The sequence below is a fragment of the Streptomyces sp. NPDC001219 genome (genome assembly GCF_053597915.1).
In genome coordinates this window covers 1-14,223 of sequence record NZ_JBSFJF010000066.1, presented here as the reverse complement: position 1 = coordinate 14,223, position 14,223 = coordinate 1, and the positions used below count along the sequence as shown (strand labels likewise).

Annotated in this window: 16 protein-coding genes; 11 read left to right on the top strand and 5 right to left on the bottom strand. The window is 70.4% G+C overall.

All coding sequences use genetic code 11. The annotated features are described in order from the left end of the window. Positions 1-15 precede the first annotated feature (15 nt). Together ACWC9R_RS30315 and ACWC9R_RS30310 are read left to right on the top strand one after the other, a co-directional pair. The gene (locus ACWC9R_RS30315) at positions 16-1,038 is read left to right on the top strand and encodes an alcohol dehydrogenase (protein WP_450736273.1); all 1,023 of its coding nucleotides are present in this window, start codon (positions 16-18) and stop codon (positions 1,036-1,038) included. Positions 1,039-1,196: 158 nt separating this feature from the next. Next, complete coding sequence (locus ACWC9R_RS30310; RefSeq protein WP_450736271.1) at positions 1,197-2,861, top strand: hypothetical protein; 1,665 nt, start codon at positions 1,197-1,199, stop codon at positions 2,859-2,861. A 94-nt stretch (positions 2,862-2,955) separates the two neighbouring features. Here ACWC9R_RS30310 and ACWC9R_RS30305 read toward each other — a convergent pair whose 3' ends face one another. Further along, a complete protein-coding gene (locus tag ACWC9R_RS30305) occupies positions 2,956-3,261 on the bottom strand; it encodes a hypothetical protein (RefSeq protein WP_450736269.1) in 306 nt (101 codons plus the stop codon). 295 nt (positions 3,262-3,556) lie between these two features. On the opposite strand from ACWC9R_RS30305, the gene ACWC9R_RS30300 reads away from it, so the two are divergent. The 3 genes from ACWC9R_RS30300 to ACWC9R_RS30290 are packed head-to-tail and all read left to right on the top strand — an operon-like array spanning position 3,557 to position 4,982. Beyond that, a complete protein-coding gene (locus ACWC9R_RS30300; RefSeq protein WP_450736267.1) occupies positions 3,557-3,739 on the top strand; it encodes a CopG family transcriptional regulator in 183 nt (60 codons plus the stop codon). Between the two features lies 1 nt (position 3,740). After that, positions 3,741-4,085: a VOC family protein gene (locus tag ACWC9R_RS30295; protein WP_450736265.1), complete on the top strand. Its 345-nt coding sequence runs from the start codon at positions 3,741-3,743 to the stop codon at positions 4,083-4,085. A gap of 39 nt (positions 4,086-4,124) precedes the next feature. Further along, positions 4,125-4,982, top strand: coding sequence for a class I SAM-dependent methyltransferase (locus tag ACWC9R_RS30290; protein WP_450736263.1), 858 nt, complete (start codon positions 4,125-4,127; stop codon positions 4,980-4,982). A 74-nt stretch (positions 4,983-5,056) separates the two neighbouring features. On the opposite strand, the gene ACWC9R_RS30285 is transcribed toward ACWC9R_RS30290, so the two are convergent. Further along, positions 5,057-5,383 (bottom strand): plasmid stabilization protein, encoded by a 327-nt coding sequence (locus ACWC9R_RS30285; RefSeq protein WP_450736262.1) that lies wholly within the window; start codon positions 5,381-5,383, stop codon positions 5,057-5,059. 273 nt (positions 5,384-5,656) lie between these two features. Between ACWC9R_RS30285 and ACWC9R_RS30280 the strand changes: the two genes are divergently transcribed. Beyond that, positions 5,657-6,895: a PP2C family protein-serine/threonine phosphatase gene (locus ACWC9R_RS30280; protein WP_450736261.1), complete on the top strand. Its 1,239-nt coding sequence runs from the start codon at positions 5,657-5,659 to the stop codon at positions 6,893-6,895. 72 nt (positions 6,896-6,967) lie between these two features. On the opposite strand, the gene ACWC9R_RS30275 is transcribed toward ACWC9R_RS30280, so the two are convergent. Next, positions 6,968-7,159 (bottom strand): hypothetical protein, encoded by a 192-nt coding sequence (locus ACWC9R_RS30275; protein ID WP_030931808.1) that lies wholly within the window; start codon positions 7,157-7,159, stop codon positions 6,968-6,970. A 230-nt stretch (positions 7,160-7,389) separates the two neighbouring features. On the opposite strand from ACWC9R_RS30275, the gene ACWC9R_RS30270 reads away from it, so the two are divergent. Next, complete coding sequence (locus ACWC9R_RS30270) at positions 7,390-8,523, top strand: glutathione-independent formaldehyde dehydrogenase (protein WP_450736259.1); 1,134 nt, start codon at positions 7,390-7,392, stop codon at positions 8,521-8,523. Positions 8,524-8,751: 228 nt separating this feature from the next. On the opposite strand, the gene ACWC9R_RS30265 is transcribed toward ACWC9R_RS30270, so the two are convergent. Further along, complete coding sequence (locus tag ACWC9R_RS30265; RefSeq protein WP_450736257.1) at positions 8,752-9,609, bottom strand: calcium-binding protein; 858 nt, start codon at positions 9,607-9,609, stop codon at positions 8,752-8,754. A 259-nt stretch (positions 9,610-9,868) separates the two neighbouring features. Here ACWC9R_RS30265 and ACWC9R_RS30260 point away from each other — a divergent pair, with 259 nt between their 5' ends. After that, positions 9,869-10,627 (top strand): SDR family oxidoreductase, encoded by a 759-nt coding sequence (locus ACWC9R_RS30260; protein WP_450736255.1) that lies wholly within the window; start codon positions 9,869-9,871, stop codon positions 10,625-10,627. Between the two features lie 15 nt (positions 10,628-10,642). Here the strand turns inward: ACWC9R_RS30260 and ACWC9R_RS30255 are convergent, their stop codons facing one another. After that, a complete protein-coding gene (locus tag ACWC9R_RS30255) occupies positions 10,643-11,248 on the bottom strand; it encodes a TetR/AcrR family transcriptional regulator (RefSeq protein ID WP_450736253.1) in 606 nt (201 codons plus the stop codon). A 63-nt stretch (positions 11,249-11,311) separates the two neighbouring features. Here ACWC9R_RS30255 and ACWC9R_RS30250 point away from each other — a divergent pair, with 63 nt between their 5' ends. The 3 genes from ACWC9R_RS30250 to ACWC9R_RS30240 all read left to right on the top strand — a co-directional run bounded on the left by ACWC9R_RS30250 (position 11,312) and on the right by ACWC9R_RS30240 (position 14,058). Continuing rightward, positions 11,312-13,285, top strand: coding sequence for a fumarylacetoacetate hydrolase family protein (locus tag ACWC9R_RS30250; protein WP_450736251.1), 1,974 nt, complete (start codon positions 11,312-11,314; stop codon positions 13,283-13,285). Next, on the top strand, positions 13,282-13,662 hold the full coding sequence (locus ACWC9R_RS30245) for a DUF2867 domain-containing protein (protein ID WP_450736250.1): 381 nt from the start codon (positions 13,282-13,284) through the stop codon (positions 13,660-13,662). The genes ACWC9R_RS30250 and ACWC9R_RS30245 overlap by 4 nt, the downstream gene beginning before the upstream one ends. 117 nt (positions 13,663-13,779) lie before the next feature. Further along, complete coding sequence (locus tag ACWC9R_RS30240; RefSeq protein ID WP_450736249.1) at positions 13,780-14,058, top strand: antibiotic biosynthesis monooxygenase; 279 nt, start codon at positions 13,780-13,782, stop codon at positions 14,056-14,058. Positions 14,059-14,223 lie beyond the last annotated feature (165 nt).

Here is a 14,223-nt window from a genome sequence, read left to right as displayed (position 1 = left end):
CCGGAGAGAACCCCCATGAGCACGTATCGAGCCGCACAGGTCACCACCGCCGACGGGCCCTTGGAGATCGTCGAGCGCGAGGTGGTGCAGCCGGGGCCCGGCCATGTGCGGGTGGCCGTGGAGGCCTGCGGGGTCTGTCACAGCGACGCCGCCTTCATCGGCGCGCTGTTTCCTGGCGTCCGGTTTCCGGTGGTCGCCGGGCACGAGATCGCGGGACGCATCGAGGCGGTCGGCGAGGGGACGTACAGCGGCTGGCAGGTGGGTGACCGGGTCGTGGTGGGCTGGTTCGGCGGGAGCTGCCACCACTGCACGCCCTGCCGGCGGGGCGACTTCATCGTCTGCGAGAACCTGAAGGTCCCCGGCTGGTCGTACGACGGAGGCTTCGCCGAAAGCGTGATCGTGCCGGCCGACGCGCTGGCCCGGATTCCCAACGGGCTGGCGGCGACGGATGCCGGCCCCATGGCCTGCGCGGGGGTGACCACGTACAACGGGCTGCGGCGCAGCTCCGCACGGCCGGGGGACCTGGTCGCCGTGCTCGGCATCGGCGGACTCGGCCACCTGGGGGTGCAGTACGCGGCCGCGATGGGCTTCGAGACCGTGGCCATCGCGCGCGGAGCCGACAAGGCCGACTTCGCCCGGCAACTCGGCGCGCACCACTACATCGACAGCACGGCGGGCACGCCCGTCGCGGAGGCGCTGCGTGCCCTCGGCGGCGCCAGGGCGATCCTCGCCACCGCCGCCAACTCCGAGGCCATCACGGCGACCGTGGACGGGCTCGCCCCGCGCGGTGAGCTGGTGGTGGTCGGCGTGGACGCCGAACCGCTGGGCTTCAACCCCACCCAGTTGGTCCTGAGCGGAAGGGTCGTCCGCGGTCACCCGTCCGGCACCGCGCAGGATGTGCGGGACACCTTGGTGTTCAGTGCCTTGCACGGGATTCGGCCGATGGTCGAGATCGTGCCGCTGGACCAGGCCGACGAGGCCTACCGGCGGATGCTGGCGGGCGCCGCCCGCTTCCGGATGGTGCTCACGACGCGCTGACGCGGGTGTGCCGCCGGCGGGGGCGGCGTGGCTGCCCTACGAGCATCCGCGCGGGGCGAGCCGCGGGGCGGTGTTCGCCGGGGCCGACGGATCGGTGGTAGCCGTGGGCCGGCCTCAGCCGATATGAAGGGGGCGTTCACACCGAACCAGGGGGCTCTGTGCGACTGCGCGTCATGGTGTTCGACGATCCCGAGTCGCGGCGGTCTGTGCGCCATTACGTCCACGGCGCCCTGGAGAACCCCCGGCACGCCAGGGAGCCCGGGGGTGCGGGCCAGGTCCGGCGCTGGTACGAGGCGGATGAGCGGGTGTTCGGCGGCCTGGTGGAGGTCCGTACCGCATCCGGCACCCCGACCGAGGAGCTCTTCGACGAGGTGCTGCGGGTCACGCATGCGGCCGGCCGGTCCTGGCTGCCGCCGGCGACGGGCCGGCAGGTGCGAGAGGGGATGCGGGCCGAGGCGCGGCGGCTGCGCGAGAAGTGGCAGGCCGAACTCCCCCCGGACAGGGTCGAGTTACTGCTCCAGCTCGTGGCGGATCAGGGAGGCCCGTACGCCCTGCCGGGTGGCCAGGGCGCGCTCCGGACGCTTCGGTTGACGGACCTGGCAGGCGCTGACCTCCTCCGGTCGGCCACGGTGGCGGAGGCCGGTCTCGTCGACGGCGACGTGGTGCTGCTGTACGTCGAGCGGGAGTACCACCGGGACGCCCTCATGCTGGGCGTACCCGATCCCGAGAAGATGTTCTCCCTGCTGCAGGTCGCGGCCACCACGGAGCGCGTCACCGGGTCACCCCGGCTGTGGGGTGTGCTGCTCTACACCGAGGCCGACACCGGGATCGCCACCTACGTGCGCACCCACTTCGATGAGCTCAACGGCCTGACCGGGCCTCAGTTGGGCATCCTGGTGCTGGAGCGCCCCGCCAGCTGGTCCAGCGCCCGACGGTACTGGCGGCAGACCCTGGAACCGCCGCTCTTCCGGGCCTTCTCCGCACTGCGCTGGCTCTCCTGGCAGCCCTACGACAAGCACCGCTGCCATGACCTCGCCCGTGCGTTGCACATTCCGCCGACCCAACTGCCGTGCCTGGCGCTGTTTCGGGGCGCCGACACCACCCAGCGGCTGGTCTTTCCGATCCAGGACGCCTCACCGGCCTCCTTCCGCCGCCTGTTCGGCGCGATCACCGAGGCCCTCGGCACCACCGAGCCCGACGAGGCCCCTGTGACGTCATGGTGGCCCCACCTCGACCAGAGCACTTCCGCCGCGAACCGTCGCCCCCGCCTACGGCACACGGCTGACCCGGACGCCGGCGTCCGGCAAGCGGTGGAAGCGCTGCACGCCCTCAACGACACGGCGTCACACCACGATCAGCTGGCCTTCGAGAAGGTGCGCGCCGCCGAGCAGCGCGTCCTCGCCGCTCTGCGTCCCCAGGCCGACCACGCCGGGCAGTACGAACTGCACGGGAACCAGGTTGTGTTCATCCCCCACTCAGGAGCCGCCATGACCGAGAACTTCCACTTCCACGGCCAGACCACCTTCATCAACCGTCCGGTCGACACGGTCCTCCACGACTTCCAGAACACCCGTGGAAACGTCCCGCACGAGGAGGAACTCGCCGCCCTGCTGCGCGCGGTGCTCGCCGTTCCGCTGGACGACGCGGACAGGGAACGGGCCGCACAGACCGTCGTTCAGGTTGCCGACGACCTCGCCGTCCCCGACCACGACGCCGCGAGAAACCGCCTCACCACCCTCCGCACCGCCCTCACCGGCGCGGCCGGAGTCGCCCAGCCCGCCCTGGACATCATCAGCAGAATCCTGCCGCTCCTGGGGTCCTGACCGCCCCTCCCGGCAGGCACGCTCATGTCCCCCGCCCGGGACGGGGGACATGGCTCAGCGTCAGTTCAGATCACGGACCACACGAGGAGCGGACTCAGTCGCTGTCCTCTCCGGTGGCGAAGCGGCGTGCCGCCCGCCGGCCCGCGTAACGCTCCCTGCGGTTCTCTTCCTTGACCATCTGCTGTCGTTCCCTGACGCAGGCGCGCGCATGGCACCCCGCACAGCAGGTGCCGCCGAACAGCAGCGTGCCGGGGTCTTCCCACCGGCAGCGGGTGTCCGTCTTCTCGTGCGTCGGGCGCGGCGGCAGATCGCAGGCACCGTAGCGGTGATCGTGGACCGGCCGGGGGCGGTGCTCCGCGTGGCGCACCCACAGGGGCTTCGTCTTGTCCGTACGGGACATCTCGTTCCTTCTGGAACCGCCGCCCGGGCTCCCGGACCTTCCGGGCGGGCGGCTAAGTTCGGAACTTCACCGCCACCGCACCCTCCTCGGTCCACAGCACCTGCCGGACGGAATCCAGCACCCCGGCGGGCAAGGATGTCTCCCGCCGGAAACACCGGAGTCACCGCACCCTCAACGGGTCGGCTCGGACGGCACTGTAAGTCACGCACGGCGAGAGCGGTATGCATTTTCGGGCCCACACGAGCGGGAGCACGACACCCTCGTTGCTAGCTTACTAGCGTGCTAGCATCTGCCCGTGGGTGATGAAGACGTCAAACAGTTCAACGTGTACCTGCCGATCGGACTGATCAAGCAGGTCAAGTACCGCGCCATCGAGTCGGGCATGTCGCTGTCGGCGCTGGTCGCCGAGGCGCTGCGTGCCTACCTCGACGATGCCCATGAGCCCAGCAAGCAGCGACCGGCCGATGAGGAGAGCTGACATGGCGACCGAAGGAATCGAGGCCCTGTTCCTGACGACTCACAACTGGGGGAAGGCGGCGAAGTTCTTCCAGTCACTGGGTTACGAGCTGGACTTCGCGACGGACCACAACTCCGGCCGGCTTCGCAACGGCGACGGCCCGTCCGTGTTCATCGCCGAGGTCCCCGAGGACCAGGAACCCCAGACGCGCGTCGTACTGAAGGTGCCGGATGCGGAGGCGTTCCGTCCCGATCCTGCCGTCGAGGTGGTCACGGCCTTCGAGGACACCCATTACGGGACCAAGGAGATGACCGTACGGGACCCCGACGGGCGCCTGTGGAGCCTCCAGGCTCCCGCCGAGGGCTGACCACAACACCGAGGACCGACCACAACGAGGGGGAACACCATGGCAGATGAGCAGAGCGAGGCACCGGACAGCACCGCGGTACGGACCGCCCTCTGGCGGGCGATGCACGTCCGGATCGATCCACCGCCACATGTGGTCGAGGACGAGATCGGCCTGCGGATCGCGGCTCCCGGCGAGGTCTGGCGCGACCGCCCGGACATGGACCCGCACGCCACCAGCGCGTTCCGGGCCGCCATGGTGGCGCGTGCGCGCTTCATCGAGGACCTGATCACCGAGCAGGCCGACCGCGGGGTCACCCAGTACGTCATCCTGGGGGCCGGTCTGGACACCTTCGCCCAGCGCAAGCCGGAGATCGCCTCCCGCCTGCAGATCTTCGAGGTCGACCAGCCCGGCCCCCAGGCCTGGAAGCGCCGCCGTCTGGTCGAACTCGGCTACGGCATCCCGGAATGGCTGCACCTCGTGCCGGTCGACTTCGAGGTCGGTGCGTCCTGGCCGGATCAGCTGGCCGCCGCCGGCTTCGATCCTGGCCGCCCGGCCGTCATCGTCTCCACGGGCGTCACCATGTACCTCACCGAAGGGGCCACCGTGGCCACCCTGCGCCAGGTCGCGGGGCTCGCCCCCGGCTCCACGCTCGCCATGACCTTCCTGCTGCCGGCCGAACTCCTTGACGAGGCCGACCGTCCCGGCCTCCGAGCGAGCACGGAGGGCGCGCGAGCCTCCGCGACACCGTTCATCAGCTTCTACACCCCGCAGGACATGCTGGCACTGGCCCGCGAAGCCGGCTTCAAGGACGCCCGGCACGTGTCGGGGGCCTCGCTCGCCGGGCGCTACTTCTCCGACCGCACCGACGGCCTCCGCCCGTCAAGCGGCGAGGACTTCCTGCTGGCCGCGACCTGATCACTGGTCATCCGGTACCGGAGTGCGCGTCTTTGCGCACCTGCGTCAGTCGGTGCGCACGTACGGGGCAGCCCTCACCGCCCGAGCGCTCTGCGCAGCTCGTCCTTGGTCATGTGGGAGCGGCCGTCGATGTTCTTCCTCCGGGCCTCCTCGTAGAGCTGGTCCTTGGTCGGGCCCTGGGGGCCGCTGTGGGAGTGTGCGCCGCCGCGCTGGGGGGCGGATCGGGGGTCGCGGAGGGAGGCCTGGCCGGCGGACTTCGCCTCGCCGGCGCGGGCGCGTTCCTTGTTCACCGTGCGGGCGGCGATCTCCTTGGCGCGCCGCTCCGAGACTCCGTGGTCCAGCGCGTTCTGCTTGATGTGCTCGTACTGCCGCTCACGCTTCCGGTCCGAACCTGCCGGCATGGTGCCACTCCTTGATCGAGTGGGGCGTCGTGCGTGTGCTGAGTGCCGTGTACCCACGGCCGGACGCCTCCACGGGCTGCGCTTGTGTCTCTCTCACTCCACTCGCAAAGGGCGCCGTGCGCGACAGGAGGGAGCCGGTCAGGAGGTGTCCGGCGCCGCCGAATGGCGGAGGCGGGTGGGGCCGACGGCGTGGGCGGGCGGGTGCGGCGGGCGGACCGTAGCGTGAGGAGGCGGGGTCGACGGCGCGCGGAGAAGGTCAGGGAGGCGACGGCGATGTCAGGGATCGACTACGCGGCGCTGTTCGCCGCCACCCCGAGCCCTTACCTGGTGCTGGGGCCGGACCTGGTGATCGTGGAGGTCAATCAGGCCTACCTGGACGCGACCAGGCGTACCAGGAATGACCTGATCGGACGGCATGTCTTCGACGCCTTCCCGGACAACCCCGCCGATCCCGAGGCCGACGGGGTACGGAATCTGAACGCCTCGCTGCACCGGGTCCTGGCCTCGCACGAGCCCGACACGATGGCTCTGCAGAAGTACGACATCCCCCTCATGGGCAGGCCCGGGGCGTTCGAGGAGCGCTGGTGGTCGCCGGTCAATACGCCGCTCGTGGGGCCGGACGGGTCCGTGGCGTGGATCATCCACCGGGTCGAGGACGTGACCGCGTTCGTCCAGGCCCGTGCCGGACGCGATCAGCGGCCGACCGGGCAGCTCACCGAGCGCGAAGCCCTGGAGGCCGAGCTGTACGCCAGGGCGCGCGAGCTCCAGCGGCTGAACGAGGAGCTGCGCCTGGCCCACACCCGTGAGCGTCAGGTGGCTGTGACCCTTCAGGAGGCCATGCTGCAGTCACCCGATCTGGCCCGGCACCGGGATGTGGCGGTGCGCTATCTGCCCGCCGCCGGCTCGCTGAACGTGTGCGGCGACTGGTACGACATGGTCGACCTGCCCGACGGCCGCTTCGCGGTGGCGGTCGGTGACGTCGTCGGCCACGGTCTGGAGGCCGCCGCGGCCATGGGCATGCTCCGCAGTGCCCTGAGTGCGGCGATCCGTGCGCTGGAGCGGCCCGCCCAGGCGCTGGAGGTGCTGGGGCTGTACGCCCGGTCGGTCGAGGGAGCCTTGAACACCACCGCCGTCAAGGCGCTGGTCGACCCCCGCAGCCGCCTGATCATCTACAGCAACGCGGGTCATCCGCCCCCGGTCCTGGTGCACGCGGACGGCAGCCATGAGCTGCTGGACCAGGCCACCGACCCGCCGCTGGGCGCCCGGCCCCAGCACGTTCCCCGCCCGCAGGCCGGGGTGGCGTACACCCCCGGGGACACCCTCGTGCTGTACACCGACGGGCTGATCGAACGCCGCGACGAGGACATCGACGCCGGACTCGCCCGGCTGACGGCGGCCCTCAGCAGTTTCCGGGCCCTGAGCCCGGAGCGGCTGGCCGACGCCCTGCTCGCCCATCTCGGTCTCACCGGCGGCGCCCGTGACGACATCGCGTTGATCATCACCCGGCTGTGAGGGCTGCTGTCGCCCCAGGAAGTACCAGGTCAGCGGTCAGCGGCCTGTACGGCGAGGTCGCGGAGGCCCGGGTCAGCGGTCGGCGATGTCCTCGCGGAGGCCGTCGGAGAACTCCCACCACGACAGGGGGAGCCAGTCTCCGTTCACAAAGGCATCGACAGTCGCACCGCGACCACGGACGGTGACCGTGGTACCCGGCGGGTAGGTGGTGCCGGACAGGCCGGGTACCGGGACGAGCAAGGTCCCGAGTCGCTGCGCTGCCACGTGCCGCCTCCCTCTTTCATCGCCCAGTACAACGCCGCACTGCTCGATGCGACACCGCGCCGCTCAGTGCACCACTGCGCCGCTCGATGCGACATTGCGATACCGAAGTGGATATTCCCCTCACATTAGCGGCTTGCCCCGCCCAGCAGACCGGAGAATCATGAGTGATAGGTCACGTCAAAGGGGCGGGAAGTCATGCGCATTCTTCGCTGAGCGGGAGGTGGCAGCAGATGAAAGCCGTTGTCTACAAAGGACCGTTCTCGGTAGCGGTCGAGAATGTCGACAAGCCGCGCATCCAGCACCCCAACGAGGCGGTCGTCAAAGTCACCTCCACCGCGATCTGCGGCTCTGACCTGCATATGTACGAGGGACGCACAGCGGCCGAGCCAGGCATCGTCTTCGGGCACGAGAACATGGGAATCATCGAGGAACTCGGCCAGGGCATCACCTCCCTCAAGGAGGGCGACCGGGTGGTCATGCCCTTCAATGTCGCCTGCGGATTCTGCAAGAATTGCGTCGAGGGATTCACCGGGTTCTGTCAGACCGTCAATCCGGGATTTGCGGGCGGCGCTTACGGATATGTCGCCATGGGACCCTGGGCGGGCGGCCAGGCCGAATATCTGCGGGTGCCCTACGCCGACTTCAACTGCCTGAAGCTGCCACCGGGAAACGAGCACGAGAGCGACTTCATCCTGCTCGCCGACATCTTCCCCACCGGCTACCACGGCTGCGAACTCGCCCAGGTACGCCCCGGGGAGAGCGTCGCGGTGTACGGCGGCGGGCCGGTCGGGCTGATGGCCGCCTACTCGGCGCTGCTGCGCGGTGCGAGCAAGGTGTTCGTCGTGGACCGGGTGCCCGAGCGGCTGGCGAAGGCCGAGGAGATCGGTGCGGTGGCGATCAACTTCGCCGAGGGTGACCCGGTGGGGCAGATCAAGGACCAGACGGAGGGCGCCGGCACGGACAAGGGCGTGGACGCCGTCGGCTACCAGGCGATGGCGCACGGCGCGACGCGCGAGGAACCGGCGACCGTGCTGAACTCCCTCGTCGACACGGTGCGGGCCACGGGTGCCCTCGGCGTTCCGGGCCTGTACGTACCGGCGGACCCGGGCGGGCCGGATGAGCAGTCCCAGCGGGGCATGCTCCTTGTCTCGATCGGCAAGCTCTTCGAGAAGGGCCTCCGGATGGGGACGGGGCAGTGCAACGTGAAGCGCTACAACCGGCAGCTGCGCGACATGATCATCGAGGGCCGGGCGAAGCCGAGCTTCGTCGTCTCGCATGAACTGCCCCTGGACCAGGCCCCGTCGGCCTACGACAAGTTCGACAAGCGCATCGAGGGTTACACGAAGGTCGTGCTGCATCCGTAGACGGACCGCACGCAGCCCCCGCCTGCCACGTCGCCGCACCCGGCCGGGACGGCGGGGTACGACCGCACCGACCACGCCGACCACGCCGACCACGCCGACCACCCGGAACGGACCGTTCGCTCGTCCGTTCCGGGCGGTCGGCGCTTGACGCGTCAGGGGCCGAAGTTCCCCCTCGGGCCCCTGACTTCACGTCGTGTTCCGCTTCTTACGTCACTTCCTGCTTCGCTTCTACTTCACGTCGAGGAAGTCGCTCGTCGCGTTCGCCGACGAGGTCGTCGAGGTACCGGCGAAGGCGTAGCGCCAGGAGCCGTCCACGGACGCCTTCACGGTCGTCTTGAGGTTGCCGCGGCTGTCCGACCTGACGGTCTTGACGGTGCTGTAGGCGGCGGCGCCCTTCTTGCGGAACTGCAGCTGCACGGGCTGCTGGGTGTAGCCCGCGTACTTGTCGGTGTCCCAGTTGGCGCGCTTCAGGGCGCCGGTGACCGTGACGGTCTTGCCCTTGGCCACGGGCTCCGGTGCGGCGTTGGTGGTCAGCTGGGCGGCCCGCTTGACCCAGGAGGACTTGTAGCTGTCCTTGATGGAGGAGTCGCCGTCCTTGCCCACAGCGGAGGCGAAGACATGCCACCGGCCGGCGAGGATGTTCCCGTAGACGGTGGTCTTCGGGTCGGCGACGAGAGTGACCGAGCAGGTGGAGGTGGTGGCGTTGACCGACTTGCAGGTGCCGTGGTCGACGCCCGGCGTCATGGCGCCGTCGACACCGTTCTTGAGGTCGGTGCCGTGCCACAGGAACGCATAGCCGTCGTAGATGCCGGCCGGGTCGGTGGCGGTCACGGAGACGGTGTACGTCTTCTTCAGGCTGGTGCCGACGACTATGTCCTTGCCGCCGTTGACGGTGACGTTCGTGATCTTGGTGTCGCCCTGCGCCTTGTCCGCCTCGGCCTTGGCGGGGGACTTCGCGACGAACGGCGAGAGCTGCGCCTTGGCGGCGCGGGCACCCGGGGCGTCCGCGGCCTGGGCGGCCGGGACGGTGAGAGCGGAGAGGGCCAGGGCGCCGGACAGTGCGGCAACAGTGGCTCGAGTTCGCATGTATTCCTCGAAAGGGAAGGGGCCCCGCGGCGTGGGACACGGTCGACGGGACCCGAATCGGTCTGGAGTCCGCTGACTCCGGTGACCAGACCTCGGAAGGATGTGAAGGGTTGTACATCCGCGTGGACTTTTCGTGAACATCAGTCAGTCGGTGGGCGAGGGCGTCCGGAACCGGGCGGGAATACCTTGATCGACCGACGCGCTGCGGTGTGGGGAAAGAGAGCTGTCCGCGAAGCCCCACACCCCCACGGAGCCGACCATGACCGAACTGCCTTCCCACCCCCACGACTTTCCCGATGCCGGACCTCTTCAAGGACGCACCGTGGTCCTGATCGGTGGCGGTTCGGGCATCGGGTTACGTGTCGCCCACCAGGCGGTCGCGGCCGGCGCCCAGGTCGTCCTCGGCGGGCGGACGCCCGAGCGCCTCGCCGCCGCCGCGGCGGAACTCGGCTGTCGGGCGAGCTGGCGGCCGGTGGACACCACGGACCGTTCCTCGCTCACCTCGTTCTTCGCGGAACTCGACCGTGTTGACCACCTCTTCACCTCCGCGGCCTCGTACCGGGTCGGGCCGATGCGGGAGTTGAGTGACGAGGACGCCGAAAGCCCCTTCGTCTCCAAGTTCTGGGGGCAGTACCACGCGGTCCGGGCCGCCTTGCCCAAGCTGGCGGAGGACGGCTCCGTCGTGCTGATGTCGGGCGCGGCGGGTGCCCGTCCGCCGGTCGCGGCGCCTGCCTACGCGGCGTGCAACTCCGCGATCGAGGGGCTGGGCCGGGGGCTGGCCGTGGAGCTGGCGCCGGTCCGGGTCAACGTCGTGTCGCCCGGCACCATCGACGGAAACCTCTGGGCTCACCGCCCGGAGCGGGACCGGGAGGCGGCGTTCGCCCAGTACCGCAGGGACACCGTGCTTGGCCGGCTCGGCACGGAGGACGAGGTCGCCCAGACCGTGTTGTTCCTCTTCACCAATGGCTTCACGACCGGGGCGACCCTGTATCCGGACGGCGGCTACACGCTCCGCTGACCCTGTGGTCCGCGCTCACTCTCCGGCCGTGCGCAGCGCCCCCACCACCAGTGTGCGCAGCGCGGCCAACGCCTGCCCGGGGTCGACCCGGTCGGGTGCCAGGAGCCACTGCTGGTGGATGCCGATTCCGGCGCCGATGAGGGTGACGGCCAGCGTCTCGGCGGACAGGCCGGGCGGGAGCGGCAGTCGCGCCAGCCATTGCCGGCAGTGGTCGCGCAGAGTGTGGTGGATCTCGACGTAGCGGCCGTGGATCGGCGAGCCCGGTTCCAGGGCCTCCACCAGGAGCGTGACGAAGAGCTTGGTGGTGGGCTGGGCGAACAGGGCCTCGGCGCCCCGCATCAGGCGGTCGTATCCCGCCTCCACCTCCTTCGGTCCCGTCAACTCCGTTGGTGCGTCGCCGAGTTCAGTGCGGATCAGGTCCACCGAGCGTTCGAGGACGGCCAGCAGGAGGCCTTCCTTGCTGCCGAAGTGCCAGGGGATCGATCCCCGGCTGATGCCGGACCGCTCGGCCACATCGGCGAACGTGGTCTGCCGATAGCCCTTCTCCGCGAACAGCTCGGCCGCCGCCCGGAGGATCAGCCCGCTGCTCTCCTGACTGGTCCGCTCTCGTCGCGTGGTCACGCCACCTCCTCTATGCTGGCCATAATATTCTATGCTGGCCAACATAGACTCCGGGAGGTTGGTTTGCGCTTCGTCACCTATGCCTCGGCCGACGGCGACCGGGCGGGCGTCCTCCACGGCGACCTGATCCACGCGTTACCGGACGGCACATCCCTGCTCGGCCTGCTCGGCCCCGCACTGCGGCCGACGGGCGAGCGCGCACTCGCCGAGCCCGCCGAGGTCGTCGCGCTCGCCGACGTCACACTGAAAGCCCCGATCCCCAGGCCACCGTCCATCCGGGACTGCCTGTGCTTCCTCGACCACATGCGCGCCTGCCGCAAGGCCGTCGGCGACACCGAAGCGCTGGAGCCGGCCTGGTACCAGATCCCGGCCTTCTACTTCGCCAACCCCGCCACCGTGGTCGGCCCCTACGACGAGGTCGCCATCTCGCCCGGCAGCGCCTGGTTCGACTTCGAGCTGGAGATCGCCGCGGTGATCGGCACAGCCGGCCGCGACCTGACGCCCGGACAGGCCACTGGCCATATCGCCGGCTACACCCTCTTCTGCGACTGGAGCGCCCGCGATCTCCAGGGCCTGGAGAGCCAGCTCAGGATCGGCCAGGCGAAGGGCAAGGACGGCGCGTCCACGCTCGGGCCGTGGCTGGTCACGCCCGACGAGCTGCCCTTCGGCCCGGACGGCGGGCTCGCGGTCGCGGTGCGGGCCGAGGTCAACGGGGAGTTGGTCGGGGCGGGCCGTACCGACTCCATGGACTGGTCGTTCGGTGAGGTCATCTCCTACGCGTCCCGGGGAGTGGAGATCCAGCCGGGAGAGGTGTTCGGTTCGGGCACCGTTCCCGGCTGCTGTCTGCTCGAACACCTCGACGTCGGGGACCTCGCGGCGTTCCGCGGCTGGCTCAAGGACGGCGATGTGGTGTCGCTGCGCGCCGAGGGGCTGGGGGAGGTACGGCAGACCGTACGGGCCAGTGCCCCTCCCCCGCCGCTCGCCGCCCGGCCCGACCCGGCCGCGCAGCCCCGTCGGCCGCGGGTCAACCGAGCCGCCTCCGCCGTGCCGTACACCAAGGGGCTGCACCAGGTCGGTGACGGTGTCTGGGCGTGGCTGCTGCCCGACGGCGGGTACGGCCGGAGCAACGCGGGGCTCGTCGCGGGCGACGGCGCCTCCCTGCTCGTCGACACGGTCTACGATCTGCCGCTCACCGCCGAGATGCTGTCCGGCATGCGGCCGGTCACGGACCGGCACCCGCTGAGCCATGCGGTGCTCACCCACGCCAACGGCGACCACACCCACGGCGGCCAGCTGCTCCCCGGCTCGGCGTGTGTCATCACCGCGGAGGGGACGGCGCACGAGATGCGCGCCGAGATGGCACCCGAACTGACCGCCGCTCTCCAGGTCATGGACCTCGGGCCGACGCTCACCCCCTATCTGCGCGACCGCTTCGGGGCGTTCGACTTCGGCGGTATCCGGCTGCGCACTCCCGACCGGACCTTCGAGCGGCGGCTCACCCTCGATGTGGGCGGCCGCGAGGTGCGGCTGCTGAACCTCGGGCCCGCCCACACCGAGGCCGACACGGTCGTGCACCTTCCGGACGCGGGGGTGCTCTTCGCGGGCGACCTGTTGTTCGTCGGGTGCACCCCGATCGTCTGGAGCGGCCCGCTCGCCAACTGGACCGCCGCCTGCGACACGATGCTGGGCCTCGGCGCGTCCACGGTGGTGCCGGGCCACGGCCCGGTGACGGACGCCACCGGAATCCGCGCCGTCCGCGACTACTTCGGCCATGTCATCGAGCAGGCCGACGCCGCGTACGCCAAGGGCCTGGACTTCCAGGAGGCGGCGTTCGGGGTCGATCTGGCCGAGTACGGCGGGTGGCTGGACGCCGAACGGGTCGTGGTCAACATCTACCGGCGCTACCGCGAGATCCACCCCGGCCAGCCGGTGCTCGACAGGTTCGCCCTGTTCGGCCTGATGGCCGAGTGGGACAAGCGGAGGCAGCGGTCGGCCCACGGGCCGCGCGGCGCCGAACCGAGGGCGGTCCACCGATGAGACTGCCCAACAGCGCGCACACCGCCCGTCCCTGGCTGATCCACGCCCTCGCCTCCGACTTCCGGCTGGCGGACGTCTGGGCGCTGCCGACGCCCGGCGGCCCTGACGACCTGCCGCGCCTCGTACGGCAGATGACCTCCGGCGACGGGCGGTTCTCCGGTGCCACCCGCGGACTCTTCGCGCTCCGCTGGAAGCTCGGACGGCTGCTCGGGTGGGACCGGGGGCAGATGGCCGTCTTGGTGAAGCCGAACGGCCGGTTCGGCGCGGCCTACATGGCCGTGATCAGGCCGTTCCGGCATCTCCTCGTGGACCCGGCGCTGATGCGCCTGATCGGACGCGCCTGGCAGAACCGGGCCGACAACGTACCCGCTGGATGACCGGCCCGGGCCGGGCCGGGCCGGGCCGGGCCGGGCCGGGGCCGGCATCCCCGGCTCAGGACCCGGCCGGCGCCCCTCGGCAAGACCCGTCAATCACCAACGCTCAAGGAGAGCATCATGAAGGTCGGAATGATAGCCAGTCACTATCCGCACGCCGCGCACCGCGAGGAGTTCATCGCCCGCGTCCACCGCGTCCGCGAGGTGATGCTGCGGACACCGGGATGTCTGTCGGCCGACTGCTGGTTGTCGGCGGACGCGGTGATCTCCATGGTGCAGTGGGCGTCCGAGGAGGCCGCCGCCGCGTCCATGGCCGCCGTCGAGGCGGCAGAGCTGGATGTCGCCTACGACGAGCGCGAAGCCCGCCCGCGCGAGATCGTGCAGGTGGTGGCGGGCTGAACCGCTTCCCTTCCTAGGACCTGTCGTCAAACTCCCGCCTGCCCCGCGGCGCCTGGCACGCACACTCGCTGCGTTGTCGGGTTCACCCCGATACACCCAGTATCGGGGCGACCCTCCGCCTTGCGATCGCACGCACCAGACGCCGCGGGGCCGCCCTTCGGGCGA

Coding starts and splice junctions, on each gene's coding strand:
- ACWC9R_RS30290 (WP_450736263.1), top strand. CDS start 4,125: ATGGCAGATGAGCAGAGCGAGGCACCGGACAGCACCGCGGTACGGACC.
- ACWC9R_RS30295 (WP_450736265.1), top strand. CDS start 3,741: ATGGCGACCGAAGGAATCGAGGCCCTGTTCCTGACGACTCACAACTGG.
- ACWC9R_RS30270 (WP_450736259.1), top strand. CDS start 7,390: ATGAAAGCCGTTGTCTACAAAGGACCGTTCTCGGTAGCGGTCGAGAAT.
- ACWC9R_RS30260 (WP_450736255.1), top strand. CDS start 9,869: ATGACCGAACTGCCTTCCCACCCCCACGACTTTCCCGATGCCGGACCT.
- ACWC9R_RS30305 (WP_450736269.1), bottom strand. CDS start 3,261: ATGTCCCGTACGGACAAGACGAAGCCCCTGTGGGTGCGCCACGCGGAG.
- ACWC9R_RS30265 (WP_450736257.1), bottom strand. CDS start 9,609: ATGCGAACTCGAGCCACTGTTGCCGCACTGTCCGGCGCCCTGGCCCTC.
- ACWC9R_RS30245 (WP_450736250.1), top strand. CDS start 13,282: ATGAGACTGCCCAACAGCGCGCACACCGCCCGTCCCTGGCTGATCCAC.
- ACWC9R_RS30285 (WP_450736262.1), bottom strand. CDS start 5,383: ATGCCGGCAGGTTCGGACCGGAAGCGTGAGCGGCAGTACGAGCACATC.
- ACWC9R_RS30240 (WP_450736249.1), top strand. CDS start 13,780: ATGAAGGTCGGAATGATAGCCAGTCACTATCCGCACGCCGCGCACCGC.
- ACWC9R_RS30280 (WP_450736261.1), top strand. CDS start 5,657: ATGTCAGGGATCGACTACGCGGCGCTGTTCGCCGCCACCCCGAGCCCT.
- ACWC9R_RS30315 (WP_450736273.1), top strand. CDS start 16: ATGAGCACGTATCGAGCCGCACAGGTCACCACCGCCGACGGGCCCTTG.